Origin of the sequence: Halomonas elongata DSM 2581, from assembly GCF_000196875.2 — a bacterium.
Classification (GTDB): Bacteria; Pseudomonadota; Gammaproteobacteria; order Pseudomonadales; family Halomonadaceae; genus Halomonas; species Halomonas elongata.
Window position 1 is genome coordinate 614487 of record NC_014532.2, and the last position, 25850, is coordinate 640336.

General features: G+C 64.7%; 23 protein-coding genes. 14 read left to right on the top strand and 9 right to left on the bottom strand.

Annotated elements, in window-relative coordinates; all coding sequences use genetic code 11:
- Positions 1–36: 36 nt before the first annotated feature.
- The 7 genes from HELO_RS02825 to HELO_RS02855 all read left to right on the top strand — a co-directional run bounded on the left by HELO_RS02825 (position 37) and on the right by HELO_RS02855 (position 8730).
- Positions 37–930 carry a LysR substrate-binding domain-containing protein gene (locus HELO_RS02825; protein WP_041601869.1) on the top strand — a complete coding sequence of 298 codons (894 nt, stop codon included), beginning with the start codon at positions 37–39 and terminating at the stop codon, positions 928–930.
- Positions 931–993: 63 nt separating this feature from the next.
- The gene (locus HELO_RS02830; protein ID WP_013331290.1) at positions 994–1953 is read left to right on the top strand and encodes a LysR family transcriptional regulator; all 960 of its coding nucleotides are present in this window, start codon (positions 994–996) and stop codon (positions 1951–1953) included.
- 228 nt (positions 1954–2181) lie between these two features.
- The gene (gene eat / locus HELO_RS02835; protein ID WP_013331291.1) at positions 2182–3651 is read left to right on the top strand and encodes an ethanolamine permease; all 1470 of its coding nucleotides are present in this window, start codon (positions 2182–2184) and stop codon (positions 3649–3651) included.
- A gap of 66 nt (positions 3652–3717) precedes the next feature.
- The gene (locus tag HELO_RS02840; RefSeq protein WP_013331292.1) at positions 3718–5100 is read left to right on the top strand and encodes a glutamine synthetase family protein; all 1383 of its coding nucleotides are present in this window, start codon (positions 3718–3720) and stop codon (positions 5098–5100) included.
- A gap of 182 nt (positions 5101–5282) precedes the next feature.
- Entirely contained in the window at positions 5283–6665 is a 1383-nt protein-coding gene (locus tag HELO_RS02845; RefSeq protein WP_013331293.1) for an aldehyde dehydrogenase family protein, read from the top strand.
- Between the two features lie 118 nt (positions 6666–6783).
- Positions 6784–7971: an iron-containing alcohol dehydrogenase gene (locus tag HELO_RS02850; RefSeq protein ID WP_013331294.1), complete on the top strand. Its 1188-nt coding sequence runs from the start codon at positions 6784–6786 to the stop codon at positions 7969–7971.
- Between the two features lie 42 nt (positions 7972–8013).
- The gene (locus HELO_RS02855; RefSeq protein ID WP_013331295.1) at positions 8014–8730 is read left to right on the top strand and encodes a GMP synthase; all 717 of its coding nucleotides are present in this window, start codon (positions 8014–8016) and stop codon (positions 8728–8730) included.
- Here the strand turns inward: HELO_RS02855 and HELO_RS02860 are convergent.
- The gene (locus HELO_RS02860) at positions 8711–9508 is read right to left on the bottom strand and encodes a TraX family protein (protein ID WP_013331296.1); all 798 of its coding nucleotides are present in this window, start codon (positions 9506–9508) and stop codon (positions 8711–8713) included. The two genes, HELO_RS02855 and HELO_RS02860, sit on opposite strands and share 20 nt — an antisense overlap.
- A 111-nt stretch (positions 9509–9619) precedes the next feature.
- Positions 9620–11818, bottom strand: a complete 2199-nt coding sequence (locus tag HELO_RS02865) for a heavy metal translocating P-type ATPase (protein ID WP_013331297.1) — start codon at positions 11816–11818, stop codon at positions 9620–9622.
- Positions 11819–11909: 91 nt separating this feature from the next.
- Between HELO_RS02865 and cadR the strand changes: the two genes are divergently transcribed.
- From cadR to HELO_RS02890, 5 genes are all read left to right on the top strand, one after another.
- A complete protein-coding gene (gene cadR / locus HELO_RS02870; RefSeq protein WP_013331298.1) occupies positions 11910–12362 on the top strand; it encodes a Cd(II)/Pb(II)-responsive transcriptional regulator in 453 nt (150 codons plus the stop codon).
- A 213-nt stretch (positions 12363–12575) separates the two neighbouring features.
- Positions 12576–13595, top strand: coding sequence for a TRAP transporter substrate-binding protein (locus HELO_RS02875; protein WP_013331299.1), 1020 nt, complete (start codon positions 12576–12578; stop codon positions 13593–13595).
- Positions 13596–13693: 98 nt separating this feature from the next.
- Complete coding sequence (locus tag HELO_RS02880; RefSeq protein WP_232519612.1) at positions 13694–14128, top strand: TRAP transporter small permease; 435 nt, start codon at positions 13694–13696, stop codon at positions 14126–14128.
- The gene (locus tag HELO_RS02885) at positions 14125–15411 is read left to right on the top strand and encodes a TRAP transporter large permease (RefSeq protein ID WP_013331301.1); all 1287 of its coding nucleotides are present in this window, start codon (positions 14125–14127) and stop codon (positions 15409–15411) included. Before HELO_RS02880 ends, HELO_RS02885 begins: the two co-directional genes overlap by 4 nt.
- A 174-nt stretch (positions 15412–15585) precedes the next feature.
- Complete coding sequence (locus HELO_RS02890; protein ID WP_013331302.1) at positions 15586–16629, top strand: GlxA family transcriptional regulator; 1044 nt, start codon at positions 15586–15588, stop codon at positions 16627–16629.
- 94 nt (positions 16630–16723) lie between these two features.
- On the opposite strand, the gene HELO_RS02895 is transcribed toward HELO_RS02890, so the two are convergent.
- The 6 genes from HELO_RS02895 to HELO_RS02920 form a co-directional block, all read right to left on the bottom strand.
- Positions 16724–17491 carry an ABC transporter substrate-binding protein gene (locus HELO_RS02895; RefSeq protein WP_013331303.1) on the bottom strand — a complete coding sequence of 256 codons (768 nt, stop codon included), beginning with the start codon at positions 17489–17491 and terminating at the stop codon, positions 16724–16726.
- Between the two features lie 141 nt (positions 17492–17632).
- Entirely contained in the window at positions 17633–18364 is a 732-nt protein-coding gene (locus HELO_RS02900) for an ABC transporter permease (protein WP_013331304.1), read from the bottom strand.
- A complete protein-coding gene (locus tag HELO_RS02905; RefSeq protein WP_013331305.1) occupies positions 18364–19068 on the bottom strand; it encodes an ABC transporter permease in 705 nt (234 codons plus the stop codon). Before HELO_RS02905 ends, HELO_RS02900 begins: the two co-directional genes overlap by 1 nt.
- Positions 19069–19092: 24 nt before the next feature.
- On the bottom strand, positions 19093–19863 hold the full coding sequence (locus HELO_RS02910; RefSeq protein ID WP_013331306.1) for an ABC transporter ATP-binding protein: 771 nt from the start codon (positions 19861–19863) through the stop codon (positions 19093–19095).
- Positions 19864–20095: 232 nt separating this feature from the next.
- Positions 20096–21085: a succinylglutamate desuccinylase gene (locus tag HELO_RS02915; protein ID WP_013331307.1), complete on the bottom strand. Its 990-nt coding sequence runs from the start codon at positions 21083–21085 to the stop codon at positions 20096–20098.
- A 216-nt stretch (positions 21086–21301) separates the two neighbouring features.
- Positions 21302–22321 (bottom strand): SMP-30/gluconolactonase/LRE family protein, encoded by a 1020-nt coding sequence (locus tag HELO_RS02920; RefSeq protein WP_013331308.1) that lies wholly within the window; start codon positions 22319–22321, stop codon positions 21302–21304.
- Positions 22322–22493: 172 nt separating this feature from the next.
- Here HELO_RS02920 and HELO_RS02925 point away from each other — a divergent pair, with 172 nt between their 5' ends.
- Positions 22494–23414: a class I SAM-dependent methyltransferase gene (locus tag HELO_RS02925; protein WP_013331309.1), complete on the top strand. Its 921-nt coding sequence runs from the start codon at positions 22494–22496 to the stop codon at positions 23412–23414.
- 5 nt (positions 23415–23419) lie between these two features.
- Here the strand turns inward: HELO_RS02925 and HELO_RS02930 are convergent, their stop codons facing one another.
- Positions 23420–24358, bottom strand: a complete 939-nt coding sequence (locus tag HELO_RS02930) for a 4-hydroxyproline epimerase (RefSeq protein WP_013331310.1) — start codon at positions 24356–24358, stop codon at positions 23420–23422.
- Positions 24359–24481: 123 nt separating this feature from the next.
- On the opposite strand from HELO_RS02930, the gene HELO_RS02935 reads away from it, so the two are divergent.
- Positions 24482–25810: an NAD(P)/FAD-dependent oxidoreductase gene (locus HELO_RS02935; protein WP_013331311.1), complete on the top strand. Its 1329-nt coding sequence runs from the start codon at positions 24482–24484 to the stop codon at positions 25808–25810.
- Positions 25811–25850: the final 40 nt, after the last annotated feature.

A 25850-nucleotide genomic window follows, 5' to 3' on the forward strand; every position in this document is an offset into this window, starting at 1 on the left:
CAGGTAATAACGAAACATCTCTTCGGAAAAACCGATATGACGCCCGCGGTGAGTTTTCGACAACTGCAAGTCTTCGTCACGGTGGCGCGGCTGGGCACGGTGAGCGCGGCGGCGGAATCGCTGAGCCTGTCGCAGTCGGCGACCAGCCAGGCGTTGTCCGATCTCGAGCGGCAGCTCGGGGTGGCGTTGTTCGAGCGTCCCGGCCGCCGCCTGCTGCTCAATGAGCTGGGGCGTCGGATGATGCCGCGGGCGGAGGAACTGCTGGAGGGCCTCGCGGATTTCGTGGCGACCGCCCGGGAGCCCGAGGGAGCGCTGCATGGGGCGCTGAGCGTTTCCGCCAGTGCCACCGTGGGGACCTACCTGCTGCCCGGCCTGGCCGGACGATTCAGCGAACGTCATCCGGCGGTGGACCTGCGCCTCAAGTTGCGCAACACCTTCGAGGTCATCACCGATGTCCTGCGCCTGGAAGCGGACCTGGGGCTGATCGAGGGGGAATGCCGCGAGCCTCGGTTGGCCAGCGAGGCCTGGTGCGAGGATCGGCTGGTCATCGTCGCCGCACCGAATCACCCCCTGGCGGAGCGTAAATGGCTCGACGACGAGACCCTGGGCGAGGCGGACTGGATCCTGCGCGAGTCGGGGTCTGGCACCCGCTCGGTCTTCGAGCGGGCGATGCGAGACCGCAACCTTCTGCCCAAGGGACGCATGGAGCTGGGGCAGCACGAGGCCATCAAGCAGGCCGTGCGCGCCGGCCTGGGGCTTGGTTGCCTGTCACGCTTGAGCGTGGCAGGCGAACTCGAGCGGGGTGAGCTGGTGGCACTCGACAGCGAACTGTCGCTGCGCCGGACCTTCTCGCTGGTCTGGCATCCCGAGCGCTATCGAAGCCCGTTATGGCAGGCCTTCAAGGTGTTCCTCGTCGAGTCGATGCCGTAGTGACGCGCCCGCAGCGCGTCGCTATGGCATGCTGTTGGCCGACCAGGACAAGGGAGACACGGGATGCGAAGCGGCTTCGGGTTCGACCTGCGCAGCATGGAGATCTTCGTCGAGACGCTGGAGCGCGGTAGCCAGACCGCTGCCGCCGAGTACCTCGGACTCAAGCAATCCTCGGTGTCGCAGAGTCTCGCCAACCTCGAGGAAGGCTTGGGCATGATCCTGCTGGATCGACACTCCAGGCCGCTGGAGCCCACCGGTGCCGGTCGCTTCTTCTATGATCGCGCCAAGCGGCTGCTGCACGAAGCGCGCCATACTCGGCGCGAACTCCAGTCGGGTTCTTTCGGGCGCCTGCACCAGGTACGCATGGCGCTGGTGGATTCCCTGGCCACTGCCGTGGGCCAGCCGCTGATCGAGGTGATTCGACGCCATACCAGCGATTACAGCCTGACCACCGGCCTGTCGCACATGCATGGCCACTCGTTGTTGACCCGGCACGTCGACATCATCATCTCGGACGACCGTCTCGAGAATTACGATGGCCTGGAGCGCCATGCCATCCTCGGCGAACCCTTCGTCCTCGTCCTGCCCGCCGACTGGACGGGGCCGGTGGACAACCTGCGCTGGCTGGCGCGTCAGATGGATTTTGTGCGTTATACCGCCCAGTCGCTGATCGGGCAGAGCATCGAGCGCCACCTGCGGCTCAATCGCCTGGAGTTGCCGGCCCGGCTGTATATCGACAACACCTTCGCGCTGCTCAGTCTTGTCGGGGCGGGGAGCGGCTGGACGATCACCACGCCGCTCTGTCTCTTCCAGGCGGGCCTCGACCGGCTCGCCCTGCGCGTCGAGCCGTTGCCGACCCCGCCGTTGCGACGCGATCTGACGCTGGTGTCGCGTCGCGACGAGTTGGGAGATCTACCCGCCCAGCTTGCCAGGGACGGGCGCCAGTTGCTCGACCAGCGTTTCACGGGCGAATTGCGCCGACATCTTCCCTGGCTGGTGTCCGAGGTCAGGACAGGACACTAGTCGCACTGTGCGGTGCCTTCACGATGCGCCGACATGGTGCGCATCGCTCGTCAGAATGCCTGCGACGAGTGCATTATCACTTTTACCTATAGTGCATCGGTCAGCCACACCGATGCTGCTTGCCCCCCGACTCAAGCCCGCACCAGACTGCCAGGACGCGTGACGAACCACGACCTGGTGGGCGCGAACGCCGCGCTAACAATGACAAGACAAGCGTTGGGGGTAACCATGAGCCATTCCCGCACGTCCACGGCCTCGGTGGACTATGAATCGGTCGACGAGGCGTATCTCGACAAGCGCAAATTGAAGAAGGGGGCGGCCGGCTGGATCCTGCTGGCCAGCCTCGGTGTTTCCTATGTGATCTCCGGCGACTATGCCGGCTGGAACTTCGGCCTGGCTGCCGGTGGCTTCGGCGGCATGCTGGTGGCGACCATCCTGATGGCGATCATGTACACGGCCATGGTGCTGTCGATCGCGGAACTCTCCTCCTCCCTGCCCACCGCCGGCGGCGGCTACAGTTTTGCCCGTCGTGCCTTCGGTCCCTGGGGAGGGTATGTCACCGGCACGGCGATACTGCTCGAGTACGCCATTGCGCCTGCGGCCATCGCGATCTTCATCGGCGGCTACGTCAACGAACTGATCGGTCTCAATGGCCCGCTGGTCTACGCCGTCTTCTATGCCGTCTTCGTCGGCATTCATCTGTGGGGGGCTGGCGAGGCACTGAAGATCATGATGGGGATCACCGCCCTGGCGGTCATCGCCATCCTGGTCTTTGTGGTCGGCATGCTGCCGCACTTCGATCCTGCCAATCTGTTCGATATCTCGGTCAATACCGGCGCTCTGGGGGCCTCGACCTTTCTGCCCGAAGGGTTCATCGGCATCTGGGGAGCCTTGCCGTTCGCGATCTGGCTGTTCCTGGCCGTGGAGGGCGTTCCCCTGGCCGCCGAGGAGGCGGGCGATCCGGGGCGCGACATGCCGCGCGGTATCATCACGGCCATGCTGGTGCTGCTGGTGTTCGGTGCCTGCGTGCTGCTGTTGGCGCCCGGCGGCGCCGGTGCCGCGGCGATGAGCGAGCACGCCGCGCCGCTGGTCGGGGCCCTGCAGGCGGTGTATGGCACCGACTCCTGGGCGGCAGGGTTCGTCAACCTGGTCGGCCTGGCCGGGCTGATAGCGTCCTTCTTCTCGATCATCTATGGCTATTCACGCCAGACCTTCGCGTTGTCCCGAGCTGGTTATCTGCCTCGCTGGCTGTCGGTCACCGGTGGTCGCAAGGTGCCGTTCCTGGCGCTGATCGTGCCCGGTGTCATCGGCTTTCTGCTCTCGCTCACTGGCAAGGGCGATCTGATGATCACCATGGCGGTCTTCGGCGCCACCATCTCCTACGCCATGATGACGCTCTCGCATATCCTGCTACGTCGCCGCGAGCCCGAACTCGAACGTCCCTATCGCACGCCGGGCGGTGTCCTGACCTCGGGAACGGCCTTCGTGCTGGCCATCGTCGCCTTCCTCTCGACATTCGTGGTCAGCGTCGAGGCGGCGCTGTGGTCGGCGGTGTTCTACGCCATCATGCTGGCCTACTTCGGCTTCTATAGCCGCCATCACCTGGTGGCCCAGGCGCCGGAGGAGGAGTTCGAGGCAATCGCCCTGGCCGAGCGAGAACTCGATGCACAGGCCGAGACCACGCCAGATCGCGCCTGAATCCGACGCAACCGGCGAGTTGCCTGGGGCGCTGCCAAAAACAATGTATCCGATGAGGAAGGAACGATGAGCCGAATGCAGGCGAGAGACATCAAGACGGCGGAGGACGCTCGGCGCATCGTCGAGGAGCGCGGCCTGAGTCACGTCAAGGTGGGCATGTTCGACATCGACGGCGTGATGCTCGGCAAGTACATGCAACGCGACAAGTTCTTCTCCGCCCTGGAGGACGGTTTTGCCTTCTGCGACGTGGTGCTGGGCTGGGACAGCAAGGACGAGCTCTACGACAATGTGCGCTTCACCGGCTGGCACACCGGCTATCCCGACGCGCCGTTGAGGATCGTCATCGACAGTTGTCGCGAGATGCCCAGCGAAGGCAACGGCATGTTGCTGTTCCTGGCCGAATTCGCCGGTCCCGCCGGTGATATCTGCCCGCGCGGCCTGCTCGGCCGGGTGCTGGAGCAGGGGCGAAACATGGGCTACGAAGCCAGTGGCTCCCTGGAGTACGAGTTCTTCATGTTCCAGGAGACGCCGGAGTCGGTGCGCGAGAAGGGGTTTCGCAACCTGCGGCCATTGACCCCGGACATGATGGGCTACTCGATGCTGCGCAGCTCGGTGCATAGCGAGCTTTATCACGAGTTGCTGGCGTTGTCGCAGGAGATGGACTTTCCCATCGAGGGGCTGCACACCGAGACGGGGCCGGGTGTGCTCGAGGCGGCCATCGCGGTTGACGACGCCCTGGCTGCTGGTGACAAGGGCGCGCTGTTCAAGACCTTCACCAAGGTCTGGGCCCAGCGTCGTGGCCTGATGGCCACCTTCATGGCCAAGTGGTCGCCGGACTATCCGGGCCAGAGCGGTCATATCCATCTCTCTCTGCACGACAGCGAGAGCGGCGAATCGGCGTTCTTCGATGCCGACAAGCCCCATCGCATGAGCGATGTGCAGCGCCATTTCGTGGCCGGCCAGCAGAAGCTGATGCCGGAGTTCCTGGCCATGTTCGCGCCCACCATCAATAGCTATACCCGGCTGATTCCCGGCTTCTGGGCACCCACCGAGGCCACCTGGGGCGTGGAGAATCGCACCACGGCGCTGCGGGTGATTCCAGGCAGCGCCAAGTCACAGCGCGTCGAGTATCGACTCGGCAGCGCCGATGCCAATCCATACCTGGCACTGGCCGCCGCCATCGGCGCCGGACTCTACGGCATCCAGCACCGGTTGGAACCCGATGAGCAGGTCAAGGGCAATGCCTATGAGCTCGAGCACCCGGCACATCAGGCGTTGCCGAGCACCCTGTGGGAAGCGGCCCAGCGCCTCAAGGCATCCGAGGCGGCCCGGGGGCTGTTCGGCGATGCCTTCGTCGAACACTTCGCGGCGACGCGGGAATGGGAAGAGCGGGAGTTCCGCAAGCATATTACTGATTGGGAGCTGGATCGCTACTTCGAAATCATTTAGTGGCAAGGCCGGCTGCACGACACCAAAGCTGTGTTGGAGCGCCTCGAAATCTGCTCATTGACGACAGTCAACTCCGCGATTTCTCGTTGCTCCGCCTTGCCTTGGCGCCGTTCACTCGGCCTTCGGCCGCGGGAACTTCCATTCAAGTTACTAGATACCACGTCATGAGGTGAAAACGACAGATGGCACTACAACAGACGATTTCGCCGGTGGATGGCTCGGTGTATGTCGAGCGTGAGCTGGCCGATTCGGCGCAAGTGGATGCGGCGCTGGAGAGGGCGGTGGCGGCGCAGCGTTCCTGGCGTGCGACGTCGATCGCCGAGCGGGCCGCTTTTTGTTCGGCGATGGTCGATGCCTTCGTTGCCCGTCGCGACGAGCTGGCCGAGGAGCTGACATGGCAGATGGGCCGGCCGATTGCCGCCGGCGGTGCGGAGATCGGCGGCTTCGAGGAACGGGCCCGCGGCATGATCGCCCTGGCCGAAGAGTCGCTGGCCCCGGTCACGCTGCCCGACAAGCCGGGCTTCACCCGCTATATCACCCGCGAGCCGCTGGGCGTGTCGTTCATCGTCGCGCCCTGGAACTTTCCGTTCATGACGGCGGTGAATGCCATCGTGCCGTCGCTCATGGCCGGCAATGCCGTGATTCTCAAGCATTCCGCCCAGACGCCGCTGTGTGCCGAGCGAATCCACCAGGCCTTCGAGGCGGCGGGGCTGCCTGAAGGCGTCTTCCAATATCTCCACCTGTCCCATCCGTCGACCGAGGCGGTGATCCGCGACCCGCGCATCGATCATGTGTCCTTCACCGGCTCTGTCGGCGGCGGTGAAATGGTGGAGCGCAACGCTGCGGGTCGTTTCATCGCCACCGGACTGGAGCTGGGAGGCAAGGATCCTGCCTATGTACGTGCCGATGCCGATCTCGATGCGGCCGTGCCGGGTGTGATGGATGGTGCCTTCTTCAATGCCGGCCAGAGTTGCTGCGGTATCGAGCGAATCTATGTGCATCGCGACATTCATGATGCCTTCGTCGAGCGGGCCGTGGCCTGGGTGCGGCAGCTCAAGCTCGGCAACCCCAGCGACCCGTCGACCACCCTGGGGCCATTGGTCAAGCCTGCTGCCGCCGACTTCGTGCGTGGCCAGATCGAAGATGCCGTGGCGGCCGGCGCGACTGCCTGGATCGACCCCGGCGAGTATCCGCTTTCCGAGCCGGGAAGCGCTTACCTGGCGCCCCAGGTGCTGACGGGCGTCGACCATTCCATGCGCGTGATGCACGAAGAGAGCTTCGGCCCGGTGGTGGGCATCATGCCGGTGGATTCCGATGAAATGGCCATCGGTCTGATGAACGAGAGCGACTTCGGCCTGACGGCCGCGATCTTCACTCGTGATATCGCCGTCGGTGAGCGGCTGGCTCAGCGCCTGGAGGCGGGGACTGTCTTCACCAATCGCTGTGACTACCTGGATCCCGAACTGGCCTGGACCGGCGTCAAGCAATCCGGGCGCGGCTGCTCACTGTCACGCTTGGGATACGAGACGCTGACCCGGCCCAAGTCCTTCCATCTCAAGCATTGAACCAGAAGGAAGAGCGGCGCCTTGCGCCTGGAAGCTGGAAGAAAACGTTTGATCCGGTGAGGGCGGGGGCGAGCCTTCGAGCTTCGGCTGCCATGCCCCGATATTGGAGACTGAGGATATGAAGAGTAAAGACGACATGGGTCAGCTCACTGCCACCTGGAACTATCCTGCCCGGATTCTTGCCGGGGCAGGGCGGGTACGGGAATTGCCCGAAGCTTGCCGAGCGCTGGGCATGAGAGCGCCCTTGCTGGTTACCGACCCCGGCCTGGCGGCGTTGCCGATGGTGCACGACCTGGTGCAGAACTGTGCCGATGAGGGCCTGAAGGTTGCCGTGTTCAGCGAGATCAAGGGCAATCCGACCGGGGCCAATGTCGAAGCCGGCGTGACGGCCTTCCGCGAGGGTGGCCACGATGGCGTCATCGCCTTCGGCGGGGGCTCCGGCCTGGATGCTGCCAAGGCGGTGGCCTTGATGGCCGGTCAGCGCGACGAGCTTTCGATCTGGGAGCTGGAGGATATCGGCGATTACTGGAAGCGCGCCGACGGCGACGCCGTGGCGCCGGTGGTCGCCGTGCCGACGACTGCCGGTACGGGCTCGGAGGTAGGGCGCGCCTCGGTCATCACCAATGAGCAGGAACACGTCAAGCGGATCATCTTTCATCCGCAAATGGTGCCGGCGACGGTGATCCTCGATCCCGAACTGACCGTTGGCTTGCCGGCGTCGATCACCGCTGCCACGGGAATGGATGCATTGTCGCATTGCCTGGAGGCCTGGTGTTCGCCCAATTATCACCCCATGGCCGAGGGGATCGCCGTGGAGGGCATGCGGCGGATTCGTGACCACCTGCCGCGTGTTCATGCCGATGGCCGGGATCTCGAGTCACGCCAGCACATGCTGGTGGCCTCGATGATGGGAGCGACCGCCTTCCAGCGTGGCCTGGGCGCCATGCATGCCCTGGCACATCCTCTCGGGGCGCTGTACGACGCCCATCATGGCACCCTCAATGCGATATTGATGCCTTATGTGCTGCGCGCCAACGAACAGGCCATCGGCGAGCCCATGGTGCGCCTGGGGCGCTATCTCGACCTGCGCCAGCCGGGAACCGGGGCGGTGATCGACTGGGTGCTCGACCTGCGTGAGCGCCTGGGCATCCCGCATACGCTGGCAGAGCTGGGTATCGGCACCGAACAGGCGGAAAAGGTGGGTCGCATGGCCGTCGCCGACCCGTCGTCCGGTTCCAATCCCATTGACTTCGAGCCGGCGCGGTATCGCGACATTTTCGTCGATGCGGTCGAGGGCCGCCTCTAGCGGGTACAAGCGCCACGACGGGAGCAACGGGAGGAGGGAGCGATGCGCATAGGACTTTTGCAGTGTGACGACGTGGCGCCGGAGTTGCGGGAGCGGCACGGCAACTATCCGGCGATGTTCGAGCGACTGTTCGCATCGGTGGATCCGACGCTGACCTTCCAGGTGTGGCGCTGTCTGGACGGCGAGCTGCCGGACGATGTCGATGCGGCGGATGCCTGGCTGACGACCGGCTCCAAGTTCGGCGTCAATGACGGCATGGCCTGGATCGAGGAGCTGTGTGGCTTCGTTCGGCAACTCTGGGATGCCGACAAGCCGCTGGTCGGTATCTGTTTCGGTCACCAGTTGATCGCCAAGGCGTTGGGCGGTGAGGTCGTCAAGAGCCCCAAGGGCTGGGGCGTGGGCATGTCGTTCAATGACGTGGCACAGCGGGCTGACTGGATGGATCCATGGCAGGAAGGGCTCGATCTGGTCGTCAGTCACCAGGATCAGGTGAGCACGCTACCGCCGAATGCCAGGATATTGGCGGGCAGCGATTTCTGCCCGCTGTATCTGATGCAGATCGGTGAATGTTTCCTCGGCGTGCAGGGGCATCCCGAGTTCGCCAAGGACTATTCGGCGGACCTGATGCGGTTGCGACGTGATCAGGTCGGGGCCTCCCGGGTGCGGGAAGGCCTGGCCAGCCTCAACGCGCCGGTTGATGATCAGCTGATGGCGAGATGGATACTCAACTTCATGCGTCTCAGGACAAACCACCGCTGACCCACAGCCACAGGGCGATGGCGGCGAAGTGCCCGGGATACCAGCCGAGCCACAGGCGACGCGGCATGCGCAGTGGCACTTCGGCGGGGAGTCGGTGGGCGCCGGCGGCCAGCAGGAGGATCGCCAGGGTGGTGGCAACGGTGAAGGACTTGGCCATGTCGGAGCTGTTCATCAGGCCGGCGACGACCAGTATCGGCAGTGCCATGGCGGTGCTGGCCAGACGCTCGGACAGGCCATCGCCACCCTGATGCAGGCGCGCCAGTGCGAGCATGTAGAACGGGATCATCAGCAGGCCCAGGTGGCCGTATTCGACGATGTAGCCGGCAATGGCCCAGATCGCCAGGGCGGCACCGGCCTCGATGGCCAGGCGGCGACGTCCCAGAACGTTCCGCTCCAGCCGCTCGGGCAGGGCGCGTGCCCAGGCGGCACCGGTCAGGCCAAGCGACAGCGTGAAGCAGATGTTGAGAATCAGGCCATCGGCGGCGCGGGGCATCAGCATGTAGGGCAACTGGGCGATGAGCCCGATCACCAGAACGCGTCGTGCATAGCGCAGCGGGTTGCGGGTGTTGAAGAGTCCGTGCCAGGCCACCATGGCGGCAAACAGCGGGAAGGCGATGCGCCCCAGCGATGAATCGACCCAACCCAGGCCCCAGGCGTCCGGGAACACGTAGCGGGCGAGGTGATCGAGCGTCATGGTGACCAGGGCCAGCCATTGGCCCCAGCCCGTCCAGGCGGACGAGGGGCGCGTGGCAGCAGCGGTGGATGCTTGAGGCATCATGATGTCCCTATCTGAAATGACGACCCCTCCACTGACCGACAGCGAAGCGCCGGGTTCCGCTGGCAGCGCGACTGTCGATTTCTTGCACCGGATGTCGCCGTTCGCGGGCGCTCAGGCAAGCCGGCTGCGCAGCAGGCGCAATCCATTGCCGATGACCAGCAGGCTGGCCCCCAGATCGGCGAATACCGCCATCCACAGGGTTGCCTGACCGGTGAAGGCCAGCACCATGAAGACCGCCTTGATGCCGAGCGCCAGCACGATGTTCTGGACCAGCACGGCGTAGGTGGCGCGGGACAGGCGCAGGAAGGTCGGCAGCTTGCCTAGGTCGTCGTCCATCAGCGCCACATCGGCGGTCTCGATGGCCACGTCACTGCCGGCCGCGCCCATGGAGAAGCCGATATCGGCACGGGCCAGCGCCGGTGCATCGTTGATGCCGTCGCCGACCATGCCGATCACACCGCGATGGCCGTGTTCCTCGATGATGGCGAGCTTGTCCTCGGGCAGCAGTTCGCCCCGGGCGCTGTCGATGCCGGCTTCCGTGGCGATGGCGCTCACCGCGTGCCGGTTGTCGCCGGAGAGCATCAGGGTCTTCACGCCCAGGCCATGCAGCGCCTCGATAGCCGCCAGGCTGGTGGGCTTGAGCGGGTCGCGCACGGCGAACAGCGCCAGGACCCGCTCGCTTGAGCCCAGTGCCACGACGCTGGCGCCGCGACGTTCCAGGGTCTCGATGCGTTCGGCAAGCGTCGCGTCGATCAGGCCCCGAGCTTCGGCCAGCCGGCGGTTGCCGAGCCATAGCGGCTGGCCGTCGACTCGACCCTCGACGCCCTGGCCGGGGAGTTCGCGGAAATCATCCACGCTGCCATCATCCGCATTCGGTGCGAGGGCACGATGAATGGCGGCGGATACGGGATGCGTCGAGCGCCCGGCGAGCAGGGTGGCCTGTCGCGCCAGGGCCTCGCGACTGCTGGCATCCGAGGGCTCGTCGAGGGGCTCCCAGTGTTCCAGTGTCGGCTCGCCCCGGGTCAGGGTGCCGGTCTTGTCCAGTGCCAGCCAGCTCAGGCGCCTGCCCTGTTCCAGAAAGCGGCCGCCCTTGATCAGGATGCCGGCCCGGGCGGCGGCGGAAAGGCCGCTGACGATGGTCACCGGGGTGGAGATGACCAGCGCACAGGGGCAGGCGATCACCAGCAGCACCAGGGCGCGGTAGATGCCGTCCAGCCAGGCACCGCCGGCGATCCAGGGCCAGGCCAGGGCCGTGAGCACCGCCAGGGCAAAAACCACGGGTGTGTAGACGGCGGCGAAGCGGTCGATGAATCGCTGGGTGGGGGCCTGGCTGGCCTGAGCCTGCTCGACGGCATGAATGATGCGCGCCAGGGTGGTGTCGCTGGCCACCCGGGTGGTGCGGATGTCGAAGTCGCCATCGTGGTTGATGGCACCGGCGAAGACGCTGTCGCCGGGAGCCTTGTCGACGGGGAGGCTTTCGCCGGTGATTGGCGACTCGTCCAGGCTGGGATGGCCGCGCATGACCTCGCCGTCCAGTGGCAGGCGCTCGCCGGGGAGCACCCGCACGATATCTCCGATGGCCACGTCCGCGGCGGCGACGTTTTCCCACTCACCGGATGGCGCGCGTCGCCGAGCCTGGCGGGGAGCGCTGTCGAGCAGGTCGCGAATGGCGCGGCGGGCGCGTTCCAGGGAGCGTGACTCGATATGCTCCGCCAGGGTGAACAGCACCATCACCATGGCGGCTTCCGACCAATGGCCGATCAGCAGGGCGCCGGTCACCGCCACGCTCATCAGAGCGTTGATGTTGAGGGTGCGGTGGCGGATCGCTACCCAACCCTTGCGCCAGGTCGGCAGGCCCACCAGGGTGATGGCCGGCAGCGCGAGCACCGGGGCCAGCCAGTCGGTCCAGGGCCAGGGCGTCCAGCCGACGATCTCGGCGGCCAGGGCCAGGAGGGCTGCCAGTATCAGCCGCCCCCAGGGCGTGTCGTCGCTTGCCGGCGGCTCGTCGCTCGGGTCGTCATCGGTATCCAGCGGGCGAGGCGTCATGCCCAGGTCGCGAACGCGTGCCTGAAGTGCCTCGGTATCGGCGTCGTGATGGTGGATGCTGAGTATCCTGGCCATCAGGTCGAATTCCAGGGCAGCGACGCCGGGCGCCGAGGTCAGGGCCTTGCGCAGCAGGGCTTCCTCGGTGGGGCAGTCCATCTCCTGGATGCGCAGGCGCAGCGTCTCGCTGTCCGCCGGGGCGGCCACGGCCTCGCGAGGCTCGGTGTGATGGCCGCCGCAGCAGCCATGTTCATGGGCATCGGACATCTCGGACTCCGTTCGTGGTATCTTGTGCCATGACACACCCTATAGTCTGTATAGGGTCAAGCCCTGGCTCCGAGTCGAGTGGAGGTCGATGATGAAGATCGGTGAGCTGGCGACTCGCACGGGATGTCGGGTCGTGACCATTCGCTACTACGAGCGGGAAGGCCTGCTGCCCGAGCCGGCACGCAGCGAGGCCAATTACCGTCTCTACGGCGAGACCCACGTCGAGCGCCTGGCCTTCATTCGCCACTGCCGGGCGCTGGACATGACGCTGGACGAGATCCGCGCCTTGCTGGACTGCCATGACCATCCGGCGCAGTCCTGCCAACGGGCCAATGTCCTGATCGATGAGCACCTGAGCCATGTGGAAGCACGTATCGCCCAGCTTCAGGCCCTGGAAGAAACGCTGGTGGCGCTGCGGGCCCGTTGCCAGGGGCAGCGCCCGGCCGCCGAGTGCGGCATCCTCAATGCCCTGGCGCAGCCGCCGCGGGACGAGCCATTGAATGAGGACGCCGAACACGTACCCGGTACGCATCCCCGCCTCTGAACGACGCCCACGCAGCGAGATTTGACGCCAGAAACGCCAGCGGCCCCGACAGTATCGGGGCCGCTGGCGTTTTGGGTAACAGGATGTGACACCGCCGCGAGATAAAAGTGCTCACTTTGTCGCATGCAGGCCCCTTTTGTTCGTATTCAGTGCCAGAGCAGTGACGGCTTTGTGAGAGGTTCTTAAGGAGTTTGCCAACCAAGGAAATCTGAAATGAAAAAAACAATTCTGGCAACGAGCGTCTCTCTGGCGCTGATGGCGACTGCTTCGCAGGCCTGGTCGGATGTCCGGACACTGAAGTTTCACAGCGGGCTGGCAGAATCACGGCCCGAGGCGGCGTCCCTGGAGCGCTTCTCCGAGCTGGTTGACGAGTATTCCGATGGCCAACTGCAGGTCGATGTCTACCATGCGGGGTCGCTGGGGCTGAAGGAAGCCGACATGCTGCGCATCATGCAGCGCGGCATGGTCGACATGGCGCTGATGTACGGGGAGTACTACAACCGCGATGCCCCGGAAATGGCGTCGATCTATGCTCAGGGTGCGATCACCGAGGCAGAGCAGCATCTCGACATCCTGCCCACCCTGCGCGAGCTGTATCGCGAGGGCTATGCCGACTGGGGCATCCACACCATCGGTGGCGTCGTCGCGCCGGTGTTCGATGTGGGCTTGCACTGCAAGGAGCCGGTCAATTCCCTCGAGGGTCTGCGCGACAAGAAGGTGCGCGTCTGGTCGGGCCATCTCGTCGAGACCTTCGATCGCCTAGGCATCTCGGCCCAGGTGATTCCCCAGAACGACATGTATCTGGCACTGCAGACCGGTGTCGTGGACTGTGCCTACTACCTCTCGACCGTGGCCAAGACGGTCTCGCTGCAGGAAGTGACCGACTACGAGGCCTATCTGCATCCCTGGGCAGCCTCTCCCTGGATGTTCGGGGTCAGCGATCGCACCTGGAACAGCCTGGATGAGCAGCAGCAGGAGATCCTGACGCGCGCCGGCGAGGAGATCTGGAAGGAGACTCGCGACCAGGCGGTGGACCCTGAGCGTGAGGCCGAGGCGCGTAAAGAGCGCGAGGCGATGGGCATCACGATGCTGCCGGCATTCTCGGACGAGGACGTACAGACCTTCGTGGATGCGGCCTGGGAGGCCTGGTATGAGATGGCCAGCAAAGCCGGCGACGAGGGCATTCGCTACTACGACACCGTGACCGGTGAACTCCAGAGCGATTCCCAGTAAGCCGTCATCGAGAGAGGCCTTTGATGAGAGTCTTGTCTACCTGGTTGGACAGACTGGTATACGGGGTATTCCTGATAGGCGTGTGTGGAGGGGTGTTCATGACCGGTCTCGTGCTGGTCAGTACCCTGATGAGATATCTGGCCGGGAGTCCCATCGGATTTTCCGATGAACTCTCCGGCCTGCTGTTCCTCTCCCTCTCGTTCCTGTCGCTCCCTCACGTACTGAATACCAGTCAGCACATTCGCATCGATCTGCTGGTGCGTACCTTTTCCCATCGTCTGGCCGTAGTGGCCGACATCTTCGCCAATGCGATCTTCATCGCCTTCGCCGGGATCTTCGCCTACGAGGCCTGGGACTTCATGGTGTTCTCGCTGCAGATCGGCGCGCGTTCCGAAATCAGCGGAGTGCTGCTGTGGCCCTGGATGGCGCTGATGCCGCTGTCGATGTTGCTGTGCATCCTGATCATCGTGAGAAACGGGCTGCGGGGGCTGTTTGGCCGAAATGCGTCATCATCCGAGGGGGGCCTGTCATGAGTTGGGCGATTCTAAGCGCCGGCCTGCTGGTCTTCCTGGGCAGCGGCGCCGTACTGGGAGCGGCCCTGGGGCTGACCGGCTTCATCCTGCTGCATTTCCAGGCTGGTGGAGCATCGGCGCTGGCGATCAATTCGGCGTGGAACCTGCTGACCGAGTTCACGCTCAGTGCCGTGCCGCTGTTCATCTTCCTGGGCGATATCCTGCTTGCCAGCGGCGTCTCCACTCGGGTCTACAACGGCCTGACGCCGCTGTTTCGACGGGTTCCCGGTCAGTTGCTGCATACCAATATCGCTGTCTGCACATTGTTCGGGGCGGTGAGCGGGTCGAGTACCTCCACCGCGGCGGCGATCGGTTCAGTCGGTTATCCCGAGCTGAGCCAGCGTGGTTATTCGCCGCGCATGATCGTGGGTACGCTGGCGGCAGGTGGCACGCTCGGGTTGTTGATTCCTCCCAGTCTGGCGTTGCTTATCTACGGGGCGACCCAGAACGTCTCGATCGGCAAGCTATTCCTGGCGGGCATGCTGCCCGGCCTGATGATCGCCATGGCGTTCTTCGGTTGGATCATGGTGCGCTCGAGCCTCGGTTCGTCGGTCGCACCACCGCGGGAAGAGAAGATGGACTGGGGCGCCGTGGGCCGCGGCCTGCTGGAAGTCTGGCCACTGCCGATCCTGATCTTCTTCGTGCTCGGCACCATCTACATGGGCATTGCGACGCCCACCGAGGCGGCGGCACTGGGGGTGACGGCCAGTATCGTGCTGGGCCTGACCTGGGGCGATCTCGACATGCCGAAGCTGTGGGGAGCCTTCAAGCACGCGTCGATGATGTTCGGGGCTATCGCCATGATCTTGATCGGCACCGTGATCCTGTCCCAGGCGGTGAGCCTGCTCGGCCTGCCCCGGGCCGCGGTCGATGCCATCGCCGGGCTGGGGCTGGATCGCTACGGCATCCTGCTGATGATCGTGCTCGTCTACCTGCTGCTCGGTTGCTTCTTCGACGGCATCTCCCTGCTGCTGATGACCCTGCCCATCACCTTTCCGATGGTCACCAGCCTGGGCTTCGATCCCGTCTGGTTCGGCGTCATCGTGACGCTGCTGATGGAGATCGGCATGATCACGCCGCCGGTGGGACTCAACCTGTTCGTGCTCTGCTCGATCACGCGCAATGAGGTGACGTTGCCCGATGCTGCCTGGGCCTCGTTGCCCTATTGGTTGATCCTGCTGGGGGCGGTGGGCACCTTCACGGCCTTCCCGGAGCTGATTCTCTGGCTCCCCAATCTGATGTAGTCCGACGCTCTCGGCGGTCACGCCGAGGGGCTTTCCAGGGGCACTGGGCGCGTCGACCACGCCTCGTGCCCCGCCCGGCACCTCTCGGGGCGGTGTATACCGGCCGCGCCGGCTACTCTTCCAACATCCCTTAATCAGGTCCGGTCGAGATGACAATGCTCACCGGTCACAGATATGGCGAAAAGCGCCCGATTCGACAGTCCCCTGATCAGCAAGAACCGGGCCTTCATCGAGGTGGAGACCGGCGAGGCTCCGATCGTCGACAGCCGGCGAATTGCCTTTGTCCTGTTCGAGCATTTCTCCTTGATGGCCTTCACCGGGGCGATGGATGCCCTGGTGACGGCCAATCTGGTCAAGGCACCGGTGGAGTACGAGGTTACGGTCGTGAGCATCGATGGTCGCCGGGCCATGAGCGACCTGGGCATCGAAGTCGCCGTCGACGATTCCCTGGAGGATCTCCAGGAAGAGACGCTCGATTACCTCATACTGTGCGGTGGCTATCGCCTCGAGATGCATGCAACTCCCGAGCTCAGGGTTAAACTTCGTGCCGCGGACTACGCGGGGTGCATGCTGGGAGGGCTTTGGAACGGCGCGTATTTCATTGCCGAGGCTGGCCTGCTGGATGGATACGAATGCGCCTTCCATCCCGACGGGCGCGCCATGATGCTGGAAGAGTTCCCGGCGGTGACAATCTCCTCGCAGAACCATGTCCTGGATCGTGACCGGGTGAGTTGCGCCGGCGCCAACAGCTCTCTGGACATGATGCTGTCGATCATTAGCCGGGACTGCGATATAGCCTGTATCAGTGCCATCGAGGAGGTGCTGAGCTGTGACAAGGCCGCGGAGGCGATCGATACCTCCGTGATCAGCATCGACCGGGACCTGTCGTTGCCGCAGTCGCTCAGGAATGCGCTGGAGCTGATGCACCACAATATCGACGAGCCATTGTCGATCGGTGAACTGGCGACCTGTGTCGATGTCTCGAGGCGCCAACTGGAACGCCTGTTCGGCCGCTGCCTGGAGACGACACCGGCGCGCTACTATCTGGAACTGCGCCTGACCCGGGCGCGACAACTATTGCAGCAGACCAACAAGGATCTCGCCGATATCGCCGTGGCGGCGGGGTTCGTCAGTATTTCCCACTTTCGCCGTTGCTTCAGTCAACTGTTCGGCGTTTCGCCCGGGCGCTTCCGCAAAGCGTCGCGCCAGGCCCGGTGACGGTCGCTCGGGCTGACTCGCATGAGATGCCCAAACGCACGCGGCCCCTGTTTCCAGGGGCCGCGAAGCGTCGATGTGCGGCAGGACGAGAGACTTACTCGCTGAAGTACTTGGACTCGATTTCGGCGTAGGTGCCGTTTTCCTTCAGAGTGGCGAGTGCCTCGTTGAAGGCCGCGGCCAGTTCCTCGTCGCGCTTGCGGAAGGCGATACCGAAGCCGTCGCCGAAGTATTGCTTGGGCTCGGTGATCTGCTCGCCCACGGTCTTGTAGTCACCCGCCTCGCTGTCGAGCAGGGTGGACTTGCCCACCGGGAAGTCGAGGAAGACGATGTCCAGGCGGCCGGAATCCATGTCCAGGACCATGTCGTCGGCGGTGGCGTAACGGTTCACGTCGGCCACGTCGCCGTACATGTCGGTGACATAGTTGTCCTGCAGCGTACCGCGCTGCACGCCGATGGACATGTCCTCGAGCGTTTCGGCGTCGGGCGTTTCGATTTCGCTGTCCGCCGGTGCGAACCAGGCGGAGGGCGGAGTGAAGTAGGGATCGGAGAACAGCACCTGCTCACGGCGTTTGTCGTTGATGGTCATTGACGACATGATGGCGTCGTACTTGCGGGCCATCAGGCCGGGGATGATGCCGTCCCATCCCTGAACGACCCACTCGCACTCGATGCCGATCTCTTCGCACATGGCGTTGCCGAGCTCGATGTCGAAGCCGGTCAGTTCGCCATCGGCCGTGCGATATTCCATGGGCTCGTAGGGCACGTCGACACCGATGCGGATGTCGCGGACCTCGGCGTTGGCGACACCGGCGATCATGCCGGCGCCCAGCACGCCGATGCTCAGGAGCTTGTTGAGTTTCATAGGTAGTTTTCCCTTTTTGTTGATAGCTTCACCGCGGGAGCGCGAGCCGCCCTGGGTGATGACCTATCCACCATAGCCGAAGGCCGGGTGGGTCGAAAGACCGTGAACGAACGCCGTGAACCAACGTTCGTTCGACGGTCGTCAGCCGCTGGCCGGCTTGAGATGGGCGAGTAGCCGCTTCTCCAGGTGGCGGAAGAAGTAGATGATCGTGAACGTCAGGCAGAGGTAGATGGCCGCGACGAACAGGAAGGCGTCGAAGGGCGCGTAGAAGCGCGCATAGACGAAACGGGCCGCCCCGGTCAGGTCCATGATGGTCACCACACTGGCGATGGCGCTGGCATGGAGCATGAAGATCACCTCGTTGCCATAGGCCGGCAGGGCGCGGCGGAAGGCGCTGGGCAATACGATGCGTCGCAGCATCAGGGCGCGGGACATGCCGTAGGCGCGGGCGGCTTCGATCTCGCCCTTGGGCGTCGACTTGATGGCGCCGCGGAATATCTCGGTGGTGTAGGCGCCGGTATTCAGCGTGAAGGCGATCAATGCCGGCACGAAGGGCTTCTCGAGGATGACCCACAGCCAGGTGTCCTGGATGCCCTCGACGAAGACCACGCCGTAGTAGATCAGGTAGAGCTGGACCAGCAGCGGCGTGCCCCGGAACACATAGCAATAGAAGAAGATCGGCAGGCGAATCCAGGCATGCTTGGAACCGCGGCCGATGGCCAGTGGCACGGCCAGCACCAGGCCGATGATCAGCGAGAGGAAGACCAGTTGGACGGTGGTCACCAGGCCTTCGCCATAGTAGGAGAGGGTCTGCAGGGTGAAGATGCTGTTGTCGGCCAGTTGGGCCTGCAGCCAGTTCATCAGGCTTTCCATCAGTCCGCCTCCCCGTAGCCGATGTCATAGCGCTTCTGCAGTCGCGCGAAGCCCCATTCGGAGACGCTGGCGATCAGCAGATAGACGATGGCGACGATGATCATGAAGGTGAAGGGCTCGCGGGTGGCCTTGGAGGCCTCGGCGGCTACCCGGACCATGTCGGAGAGGCCGATCACCGAGACCAGCGCGGTGGTCTTGAGCAGTACCATCCAGTTGTTCGAGAGCCCCGGCAGGGCGTGACGCATCATCTGCGGGAAGCGGATGCGGCGGAACACCAGCCAGTGGGACATGCCATAGGCGCGCCCGGCTTCGATCTGGCCGTTGTCCACGGCAAGGAAGGCGCCGCGAAACGTTTCGCCCATGTAGGCCCCGAAGATCAGGCCGATGGTCACCACGCCGGCGACGAATTCGTTGATGTTGATGAAGATGTCGATGTCGAACCGGGCGTAGAGCCAGTCGGTGAACATGTTGACGCCGATCTGGCCGCCGAAGAACAGCAGCATCATCAACACCAGGTCGGGCACCCCGCGGATCAGGGTGGTGTAGAGGGTGCCGAGGCGATGCAGCAGCCAGTTGCGCGACATCTTGGCGCTGGCGGTGATCAAGCCGAGTACGACGGCGAGTATCAGCGACAGAACCGCCAGTTCGACGGTGACCAGGGCGCCTTCCGCGAGGCGCGGGCCGTAGCCGTGCAGGTCGATCATGGGAGTCTCCTCATCCGGGTCGCCTCAGTGCTTGGGCGCCAGGAACTGCTTGAGCCGCTCGGAGGTCGGGTTGCCGAGGACCTGATCGGGCGGTCCGGCTTCCTCTACCTGCCCCTGGTGCAGGTAGATCACCTGGGTGGAGACGTCGCGGGCGAAGGCCATCTCGTGGGTCACCACGATCATGGTGCGGCCTTCCTCGGCGAGATCTCGCATGACCTTGAGCACGTCGCCGACCAGTTCCGGGTCCAGCGCCGAGGTGGGCTCGTCGAACAGCATCACTTCCGGATCCATGGCCAGTGCCCTGGCGATGGCGCCGCGCTGTTGCTGGCCGCCGGAGAGCTGTGCCGGATAGTAGTCGGCGCGGTCTGCGAGGCCGACACGCTCGAGCAGTTGCCGGGCGTGTTCGATCGCCTCGCGCTTCGACTTGCCGAGCACATGGACCGGCGCCTCGATGACGTTCTCGAGCAGCGTCATGTGGGCCCACAGATTGAAGCTCTGGAACACCATGGAAAGCTTGGCGCGCATGTCGACGACCTGCTTCCAGTCGGCCGGCTCGCGGCCGTGGCGCGTTTCCTTGAAGCGGATGGACTCGCCGTGAACGATCAACTCGCCCTCGTTGGGCTGTTCCAGCAGATTCATGCAGCGCAGGAAGGTGCTCTTGCCGGAGCCGGAGGCTCCGATGAGGGTGATGACGTCACCCTTGTGGGCCTGCAGGGACAGGCCCTTGAGGACTTCTGTATCGCCGAAGCGCTTGGTGATGTTGCGCACTTCCAGCGGGATCGGGGTATCGGCCATGAAGCGGACTCCAGTTCGGGTAAGGTCGCCTGGGTCGGGACCGGGCAGCGTGTGGGCCGGCGCGAAAAGGTGGGCGATTCTAACAGGCCAGACGGTTGTCGACAGGCCGTGTTGTGTCTTCGAGGGTGCGACCTTGGTCTATGGAGGCAGTGGTTCGATGCATAAAATAACTCCAAGTTGTTGTTATTTTGCAGTTTTATTGATCGTTTGAGAAGCGTTTAAGACGTGAATATCACGTCTCTTCATCCGGGACGGGTGTCACCAGCAGGGCCGCCCGAGCGCCGAGTTCGACCCTGGCGTTGGGGAATACCACACGCAAGGGGGTGTCGCCGACGGTGAAGGGGCCGGCCTCGGCATCCTCCGCCAGGCGCGTGCCGGGAGCGAATTCGGTGAAATTCGGTGTGTCGTCGGGAAAGCATAGCCGGAAGGCCTCGGCATGGCGGAACAGCTCGTGCTCGACCCGGAAGAAGGCCATCCGCGAAGGGGACGCCGAGGCGGGTTCGCGCCCCTCGAGCAGCGCATCGAGCAATTGACCCATGGGGGCCAGCGGGGCGAGATCGTTGGCACCGAAGGGCAGGGCGCGTCCCAGCTCCAGGGTGAAGGCCTGAGCGCCGTGGTAATGCTTGCCGTAGTGGGAGAAGGTCCAGCTATGGTCGTGCTGGTGAAGCACTGCCTGGATGTCGGCGCCGGCCAGCCATTGCCATTGCTCCGGCGTGGTGACGGCATCGGCAAAGGGCTCCACCGCGAAGCGCGGGTACTGGCTGTCGCGGATCGCCGTGTGCAGGTCGTAGTGCAAACGGGTACGGCCCGGGTGGCGGACATAGAAAGTATCCACCGCTTCCATCAGTTGGCGCGCTCGATCCGGCTCCATGCCGTCTTCGGCCAGGTCGCGACGGAACAGGCGATTGAGGTTGGTGTTGACGAAGCGCGTACCGGCGCGGATGGCCTCGAGGTTGCCTAGGATCACCAGCACGGGGCTGCCCAATCGCAGCAGGCCGGCTTCCAGGCGAGCCAGGCTGGCACCGAGCAGCTCGATGGGGGCCGTTTCGTTGCCGTGGATGCCGGCTGACAGCACCACCGCGGGTGTCCGTGTCTCGTCGGCAGTCGGCGTGAGTTCCAGCAGCCCCGGGCCGAGGACGCGGAAACGTCCGCCGGGGATGTCGCCCTGTACGGGTGCCGAGACCGATCCGTCCAGACTCCGTTCCAGCCAGTCAGCCAGCATGGCGGTCGTTCCGGCAGGGCGTGAAGGCGTTGTCGACGCTCGAGCGTCGCAGGCATGGCACGGTGATCATGTCGCTCCCGGTCGTGGTTTCGTTATTGGCCTGGCTACCTTCATCACTGTCGAGGGCAGGCTCAATACCCGGCGTCGACTTGATGAAAGAGGCGGGTGCGATAATGAAAAGCCACGCCGGGAGCGTGAGCGTCAGTCAGCGGGCTCTCAGGCGCCGCGAGCTGCGGTATACAGCGTATAGATCGACTGGCTCGCGGTCATCAGCAGACGATTGCGATCCTCCCCCGTGAAGCAGACGTTGGCGCAGATCTCGGGGAGCAGGACGCGGCCGATCAAGGTGCCGTCCGGGGCGAAGACACTGACGCCGTCGATGCCTTCGCCGCCGGAGGTTCCCACCCAGAGATTGCCATCCGCGTCGCAGGTCAGGCCGTCGTAACCTTCCTCGCGACTTTCGACGAGTCGTTTGGTGTTGTTCAGCGCCTTGCCGTCCTCGGTCAGGGTGAAGCGCGTGATGGTGGCCGGTTGGTCCGGATGGTGGGAAGGCGCGGTATCGGTAACGTACAGGCTGCGGCCATCCGGTCCCAGGGCGATGCCGTTGGGCTTGTAGAGTTCGGTGGTCAGTACCTTGGGTTCGGCCATGCCGTCTTCCCAGTAGTAGACCGCCGTGTCCAGTTGTAGCTCGCGGCGCTGCCCTTCATAGTCGATATGGGCGCCATAACCCGGATCGGTGAAGATCAGGCCTCCGCTCTCCAGGGCGACGACATCGTTGGGCGCATTGAGTGGCTTGTCATCGTAGCGTTCCGCCAGCACGCTCATGCTGCCGTCCCATTCGTAGCGTACGACGCGCGCGGGAGAATGTTCGCAGGCGATCAGGCGGCCCCGGTTGTCGAAGGTGTGGCCGTTCGAGTGGCCGACCTTGTGTCGCAGCACCGAGACCTCACCGGTCGTTTCGTCCCAGCGCATCTGCCGGGCCCGGGGGATGTCGCTGAAGACGGCATAACGACCCACGGCGTTCCAGGCCGGCCCTTCGAGCCACAGGCCGCCGGTCCACTGGCGTTCCAGGGGCGTGTTGAACAGCATGTAACGCTCGAATCGCTCGTCGATGACCTGCCAGGTGCTGTCAGGGTAACGCGATGGCGCCGTGTTGCCGGCCAGCAGGTTCGGCGCAGCGGCGGCTGCCCCGAGGGCCACGGAGGCGGTGAGAAACTGGCGTCGTTCCAGTGTCATGCGTGAGTTCCTTGTCGTTGTTGGACAGATCGGCGGACTGGGTTGCCCGTATCTTCAGCGTATGTGGTGGCAGCCAACATGTATGTTATACATTTTGACGATATGGCGTCGTCTCACCGGCCGGCAGTCCCGTCGTCATGGGAGTCAAGGGGAAAGGAAACGGAGACAACGGATGGCGCACGGTGACTATGGTGGCGATGGCGGGATAGAGCGGCCACGGGCAAGAGTATCGACGGATGCCGGGCGTCTGGCACGCCACTATACCGGTGCCGGAGATGCGGAGGGTGCGAGTGGTGAGGCGCTGGTCGAAAGGTTGCGCCGCGCCTTCATCGACAGCGGCCGGAACCCGGATCGTCTGGCCCTCGATGACATCGCCGGCATCGATCAACTGCATCTGGGCGGACGGCGAGCCAGTCGCTCGCTGGCTCGTCTCGGCGAGTTCTCGCCGGGTGTCCGCGTGCTGGATGTGGGATGCGGGACCGGCGGAGCCAGCCGGCTACTCGCCGAGGAATACGATGCCAAGGTGATCGGGATCGATATCACCGCTTCCTTTGTCGAGATCGCCGGCTGGCTGAGCCGTGCCACGGGCCTGGCGACACGCACTCGATTCTGCTGTGCCGATGCCGCTCGAGCGCCGTTGCCGGAGGCCTGTGTGGATGTCGTCTGGTGCCAGCATGCCTTGATGAACATGCCGGACACCACGGCAGTACTGGCGGAATGGCGTCGCCTGCTGGCCCCCGGAGGCAGCGTGCTGTTGCACGAGGTGGTGGCCGGCGACAATCCGGCCGCCTTGACGCTGCCGGTGCCCTGGGCCAGGGAGCGGGCGACCAGCCATCTGCAGACGCGATCGGCCCTGGAGCAGAAGCTGCAAACGGCGGGTTTCCGCCCGTGCAAGATCGCCGATGTCACCGCCGAGGCGTTGGCCTGGCGCCGCAAGCACGCGCGTCGCGAACCACAACACCAGGCCACGCCTGCGCTACCCGGGCCGGCCAGCCTCTTCGGCGACGGCTTCAGCGAGATGGGCCGCAACCTGCTCGACAACCTGGCCGACGATAGGGTGCGTATCATCGAGGGAGCCTGGTCGAGGCCGTAGGCATATCAGGCGTCGGCGGCGATTCCCCAGGCGAAGGGATCGGTCTCGTCGATGATCAGTGAGGCTTCGGCGCTGATATGGGCTCTGCCGCGCAGGTAGGGACGAATCCGTTCGCCTTCCGGTTCGTAATGGGCCACGAATTCGCTGCCGGTGATACTGGCCTGACGCCAGGACTGTCCGGGGGCCAGCTTGCCGTCGGCCGCCAGGCAGGCCAGCTTGGCGCTGGTACCGGTGCCGCAGGGCGAGCGGTCATAGGCCTTGCCGGGGCAGAGCACGAAGTTGCGGCTGTCGGCGTCAGGGTCGTCGGCGAACAGCTCGATATGGTCGATCTCCCCGCCATCCTCACCGGTGATACCCCGTGTCTCGAGCGCTTGTCGAATCGCCCAGGTGAAATCGGTCAAGGCATCGGTGTTGTCCAGTTCCAGGCGTTGGCCGTGATCGCTGACCAGGAAGAACCAGTTGCCGCCCCAGGCGATGTCGCCATGGACACGACCATGGCCGGGCACCTCCAGCGGAACCGCTCGCCGATAGCGATAGGCCGGCACATTGCGCACGGTCACGCTGCCATCCTCGTGAAGCTGCGCTTCGATGGCGCCGACCGGCGTATCGATGTGATGCAGGCCGGGCGCCAGGCGGCCATGATGGGCCAGGGAGGCCACCAGTCCGATGGTGCCGTGGCCGCACATGCCCAGATAGCCGCTGTTGTTGAAGAAGATGACGCCGCAGGTGGCTTCTGGTGTTTCCGGCTCGCAGAGCAGGGCACCGACCAGAACGTCATGCCCCCGTGGCTCCAGCATGCAGGCGGTGCGCCAGCGATCATGCTCGCCGCGCAGCCGTTCGAGCTTCTCGCGCAGGCTGCCTGCGCCGAGATCGGGAAAGCCCTCCAGCACGAGCCGCGTGGGTTCTCCGCCGGTGTGGGAATCGATCACCTGGATGCGCTTCATGCATCGTCCTCTCATTGTGTCTCGGGGTGATGGCTGGGCCTGTGATCCTGGTCGGCCATGCTTGCCAAGATAGATTATATATTTTATACATTCAACGGAACGCACTTCAGGCGAGCGATGATCATGACCCAGGCGAGCCCCGATCCAAAGGCCTCCTCACCAACCCGAGCCGCGGCGGATACCGGCCTTGACGATGCCGACATCGCGGTAGTCGGTGCCGGCGTGGTCGGCACGGCCTGTGCGCTGGAGCTGGCTCGCCAGGGCCTCCGGGTGCGGGTGCTGGACAGCGATGCACCGGGCATGGGGGCCTCCTTCGGCAATGCCGGGCATCTGGCCACCGAGCAGGTCTTCCCCATTGCCGATGCCTCGCTGTTGAAGCGTATCCCCGGGATGCTGATGGATCCACAGGGACCGCTGCGGCTCGACTGGCGATACCTGCCGAAGGCGACTCCCTGGCTGATGCGGCTGCTGTGGAACCTGCGTTCTTCTCCCTACCGGCACAGCGTGGCGGGCATCCGGGCGCTCAACGAAGCGAGTCTGGCGGCCTGGCAGGAGCTGCTGTCATCCATCGGGCGACTCGATCTGCTCTGTGGGCACGGTTCTCTGCTGGTGCACGAGAAGGCCGAGACGGCGGATGCCCTGGAGGCGTCGGCGGCACGTTTCGCCGCTCAGGGCGTTGCGCTGGAGCGTCTGAGCGGAGAGGAAGTCCATCGTCGGGTTCCCGAACTTTCCGAGCGTATCCGCGGTGGCCTGTTCTTTCCCGAGACCGGTCATGTGATCGACCCGCACCGGGTGGTCCAGGCGTTGGTGGAAGCCGCCGAGGCCGCTGGAGTGCGTTTTTCCCGGGCCGTCGTGCAGGGCGGCCAGGCCGATGCCGGTGGAGTTCGTCTGGAGACGAGCCAGGGCAGGCTGACGGTGCCTAGGGTGCTGGTCGCCGCCGGTGCCCACTCGGCGCCTCTGGTCACCGCTTTGACAGGAGTACGGGTGCCGCTGGACACCGAGCGCGGCTATCACCTGATGCTGCCGCGGGAAGTCGAGCGGCTGCCCATGGCGGTCACCTCCCTGGAGCGGCGTTTCATCATGACGCCCATGGCCGAGGGGCTGCGCCTGGCCGGCACCGTGGAGTTCGCCGGCCTCGAACGGCCTCCGCGCATGGAGCGTGCCTGGCGGCTCCGGGAGCTAGCGCAGGGCATGTTCTCCCGGCACCTGGACGAGACGGACGCGACTCCCTGGATGGGATTCCGCCCGTCCTTGCCGGATTCGCTGCCGGTCATCGATCGGACCGGGCCCGAGGGCCGGGTCTGGCTGGCCTTCGGGCACCACCATCTCGGCCTGACCCAGGCGGCGATCACCGCCCGCCTGGTCGGCCGGTTCAGTTCTCCCGAGCGGGAGTCCACGGAAATGGCATTGCCCTCGCTGGCCCCCTACCGGCTGGCACGCTTTGCCCGATAGTCAGGCCGGCGCTGGTCGGCAACGAATCAACACACATTGC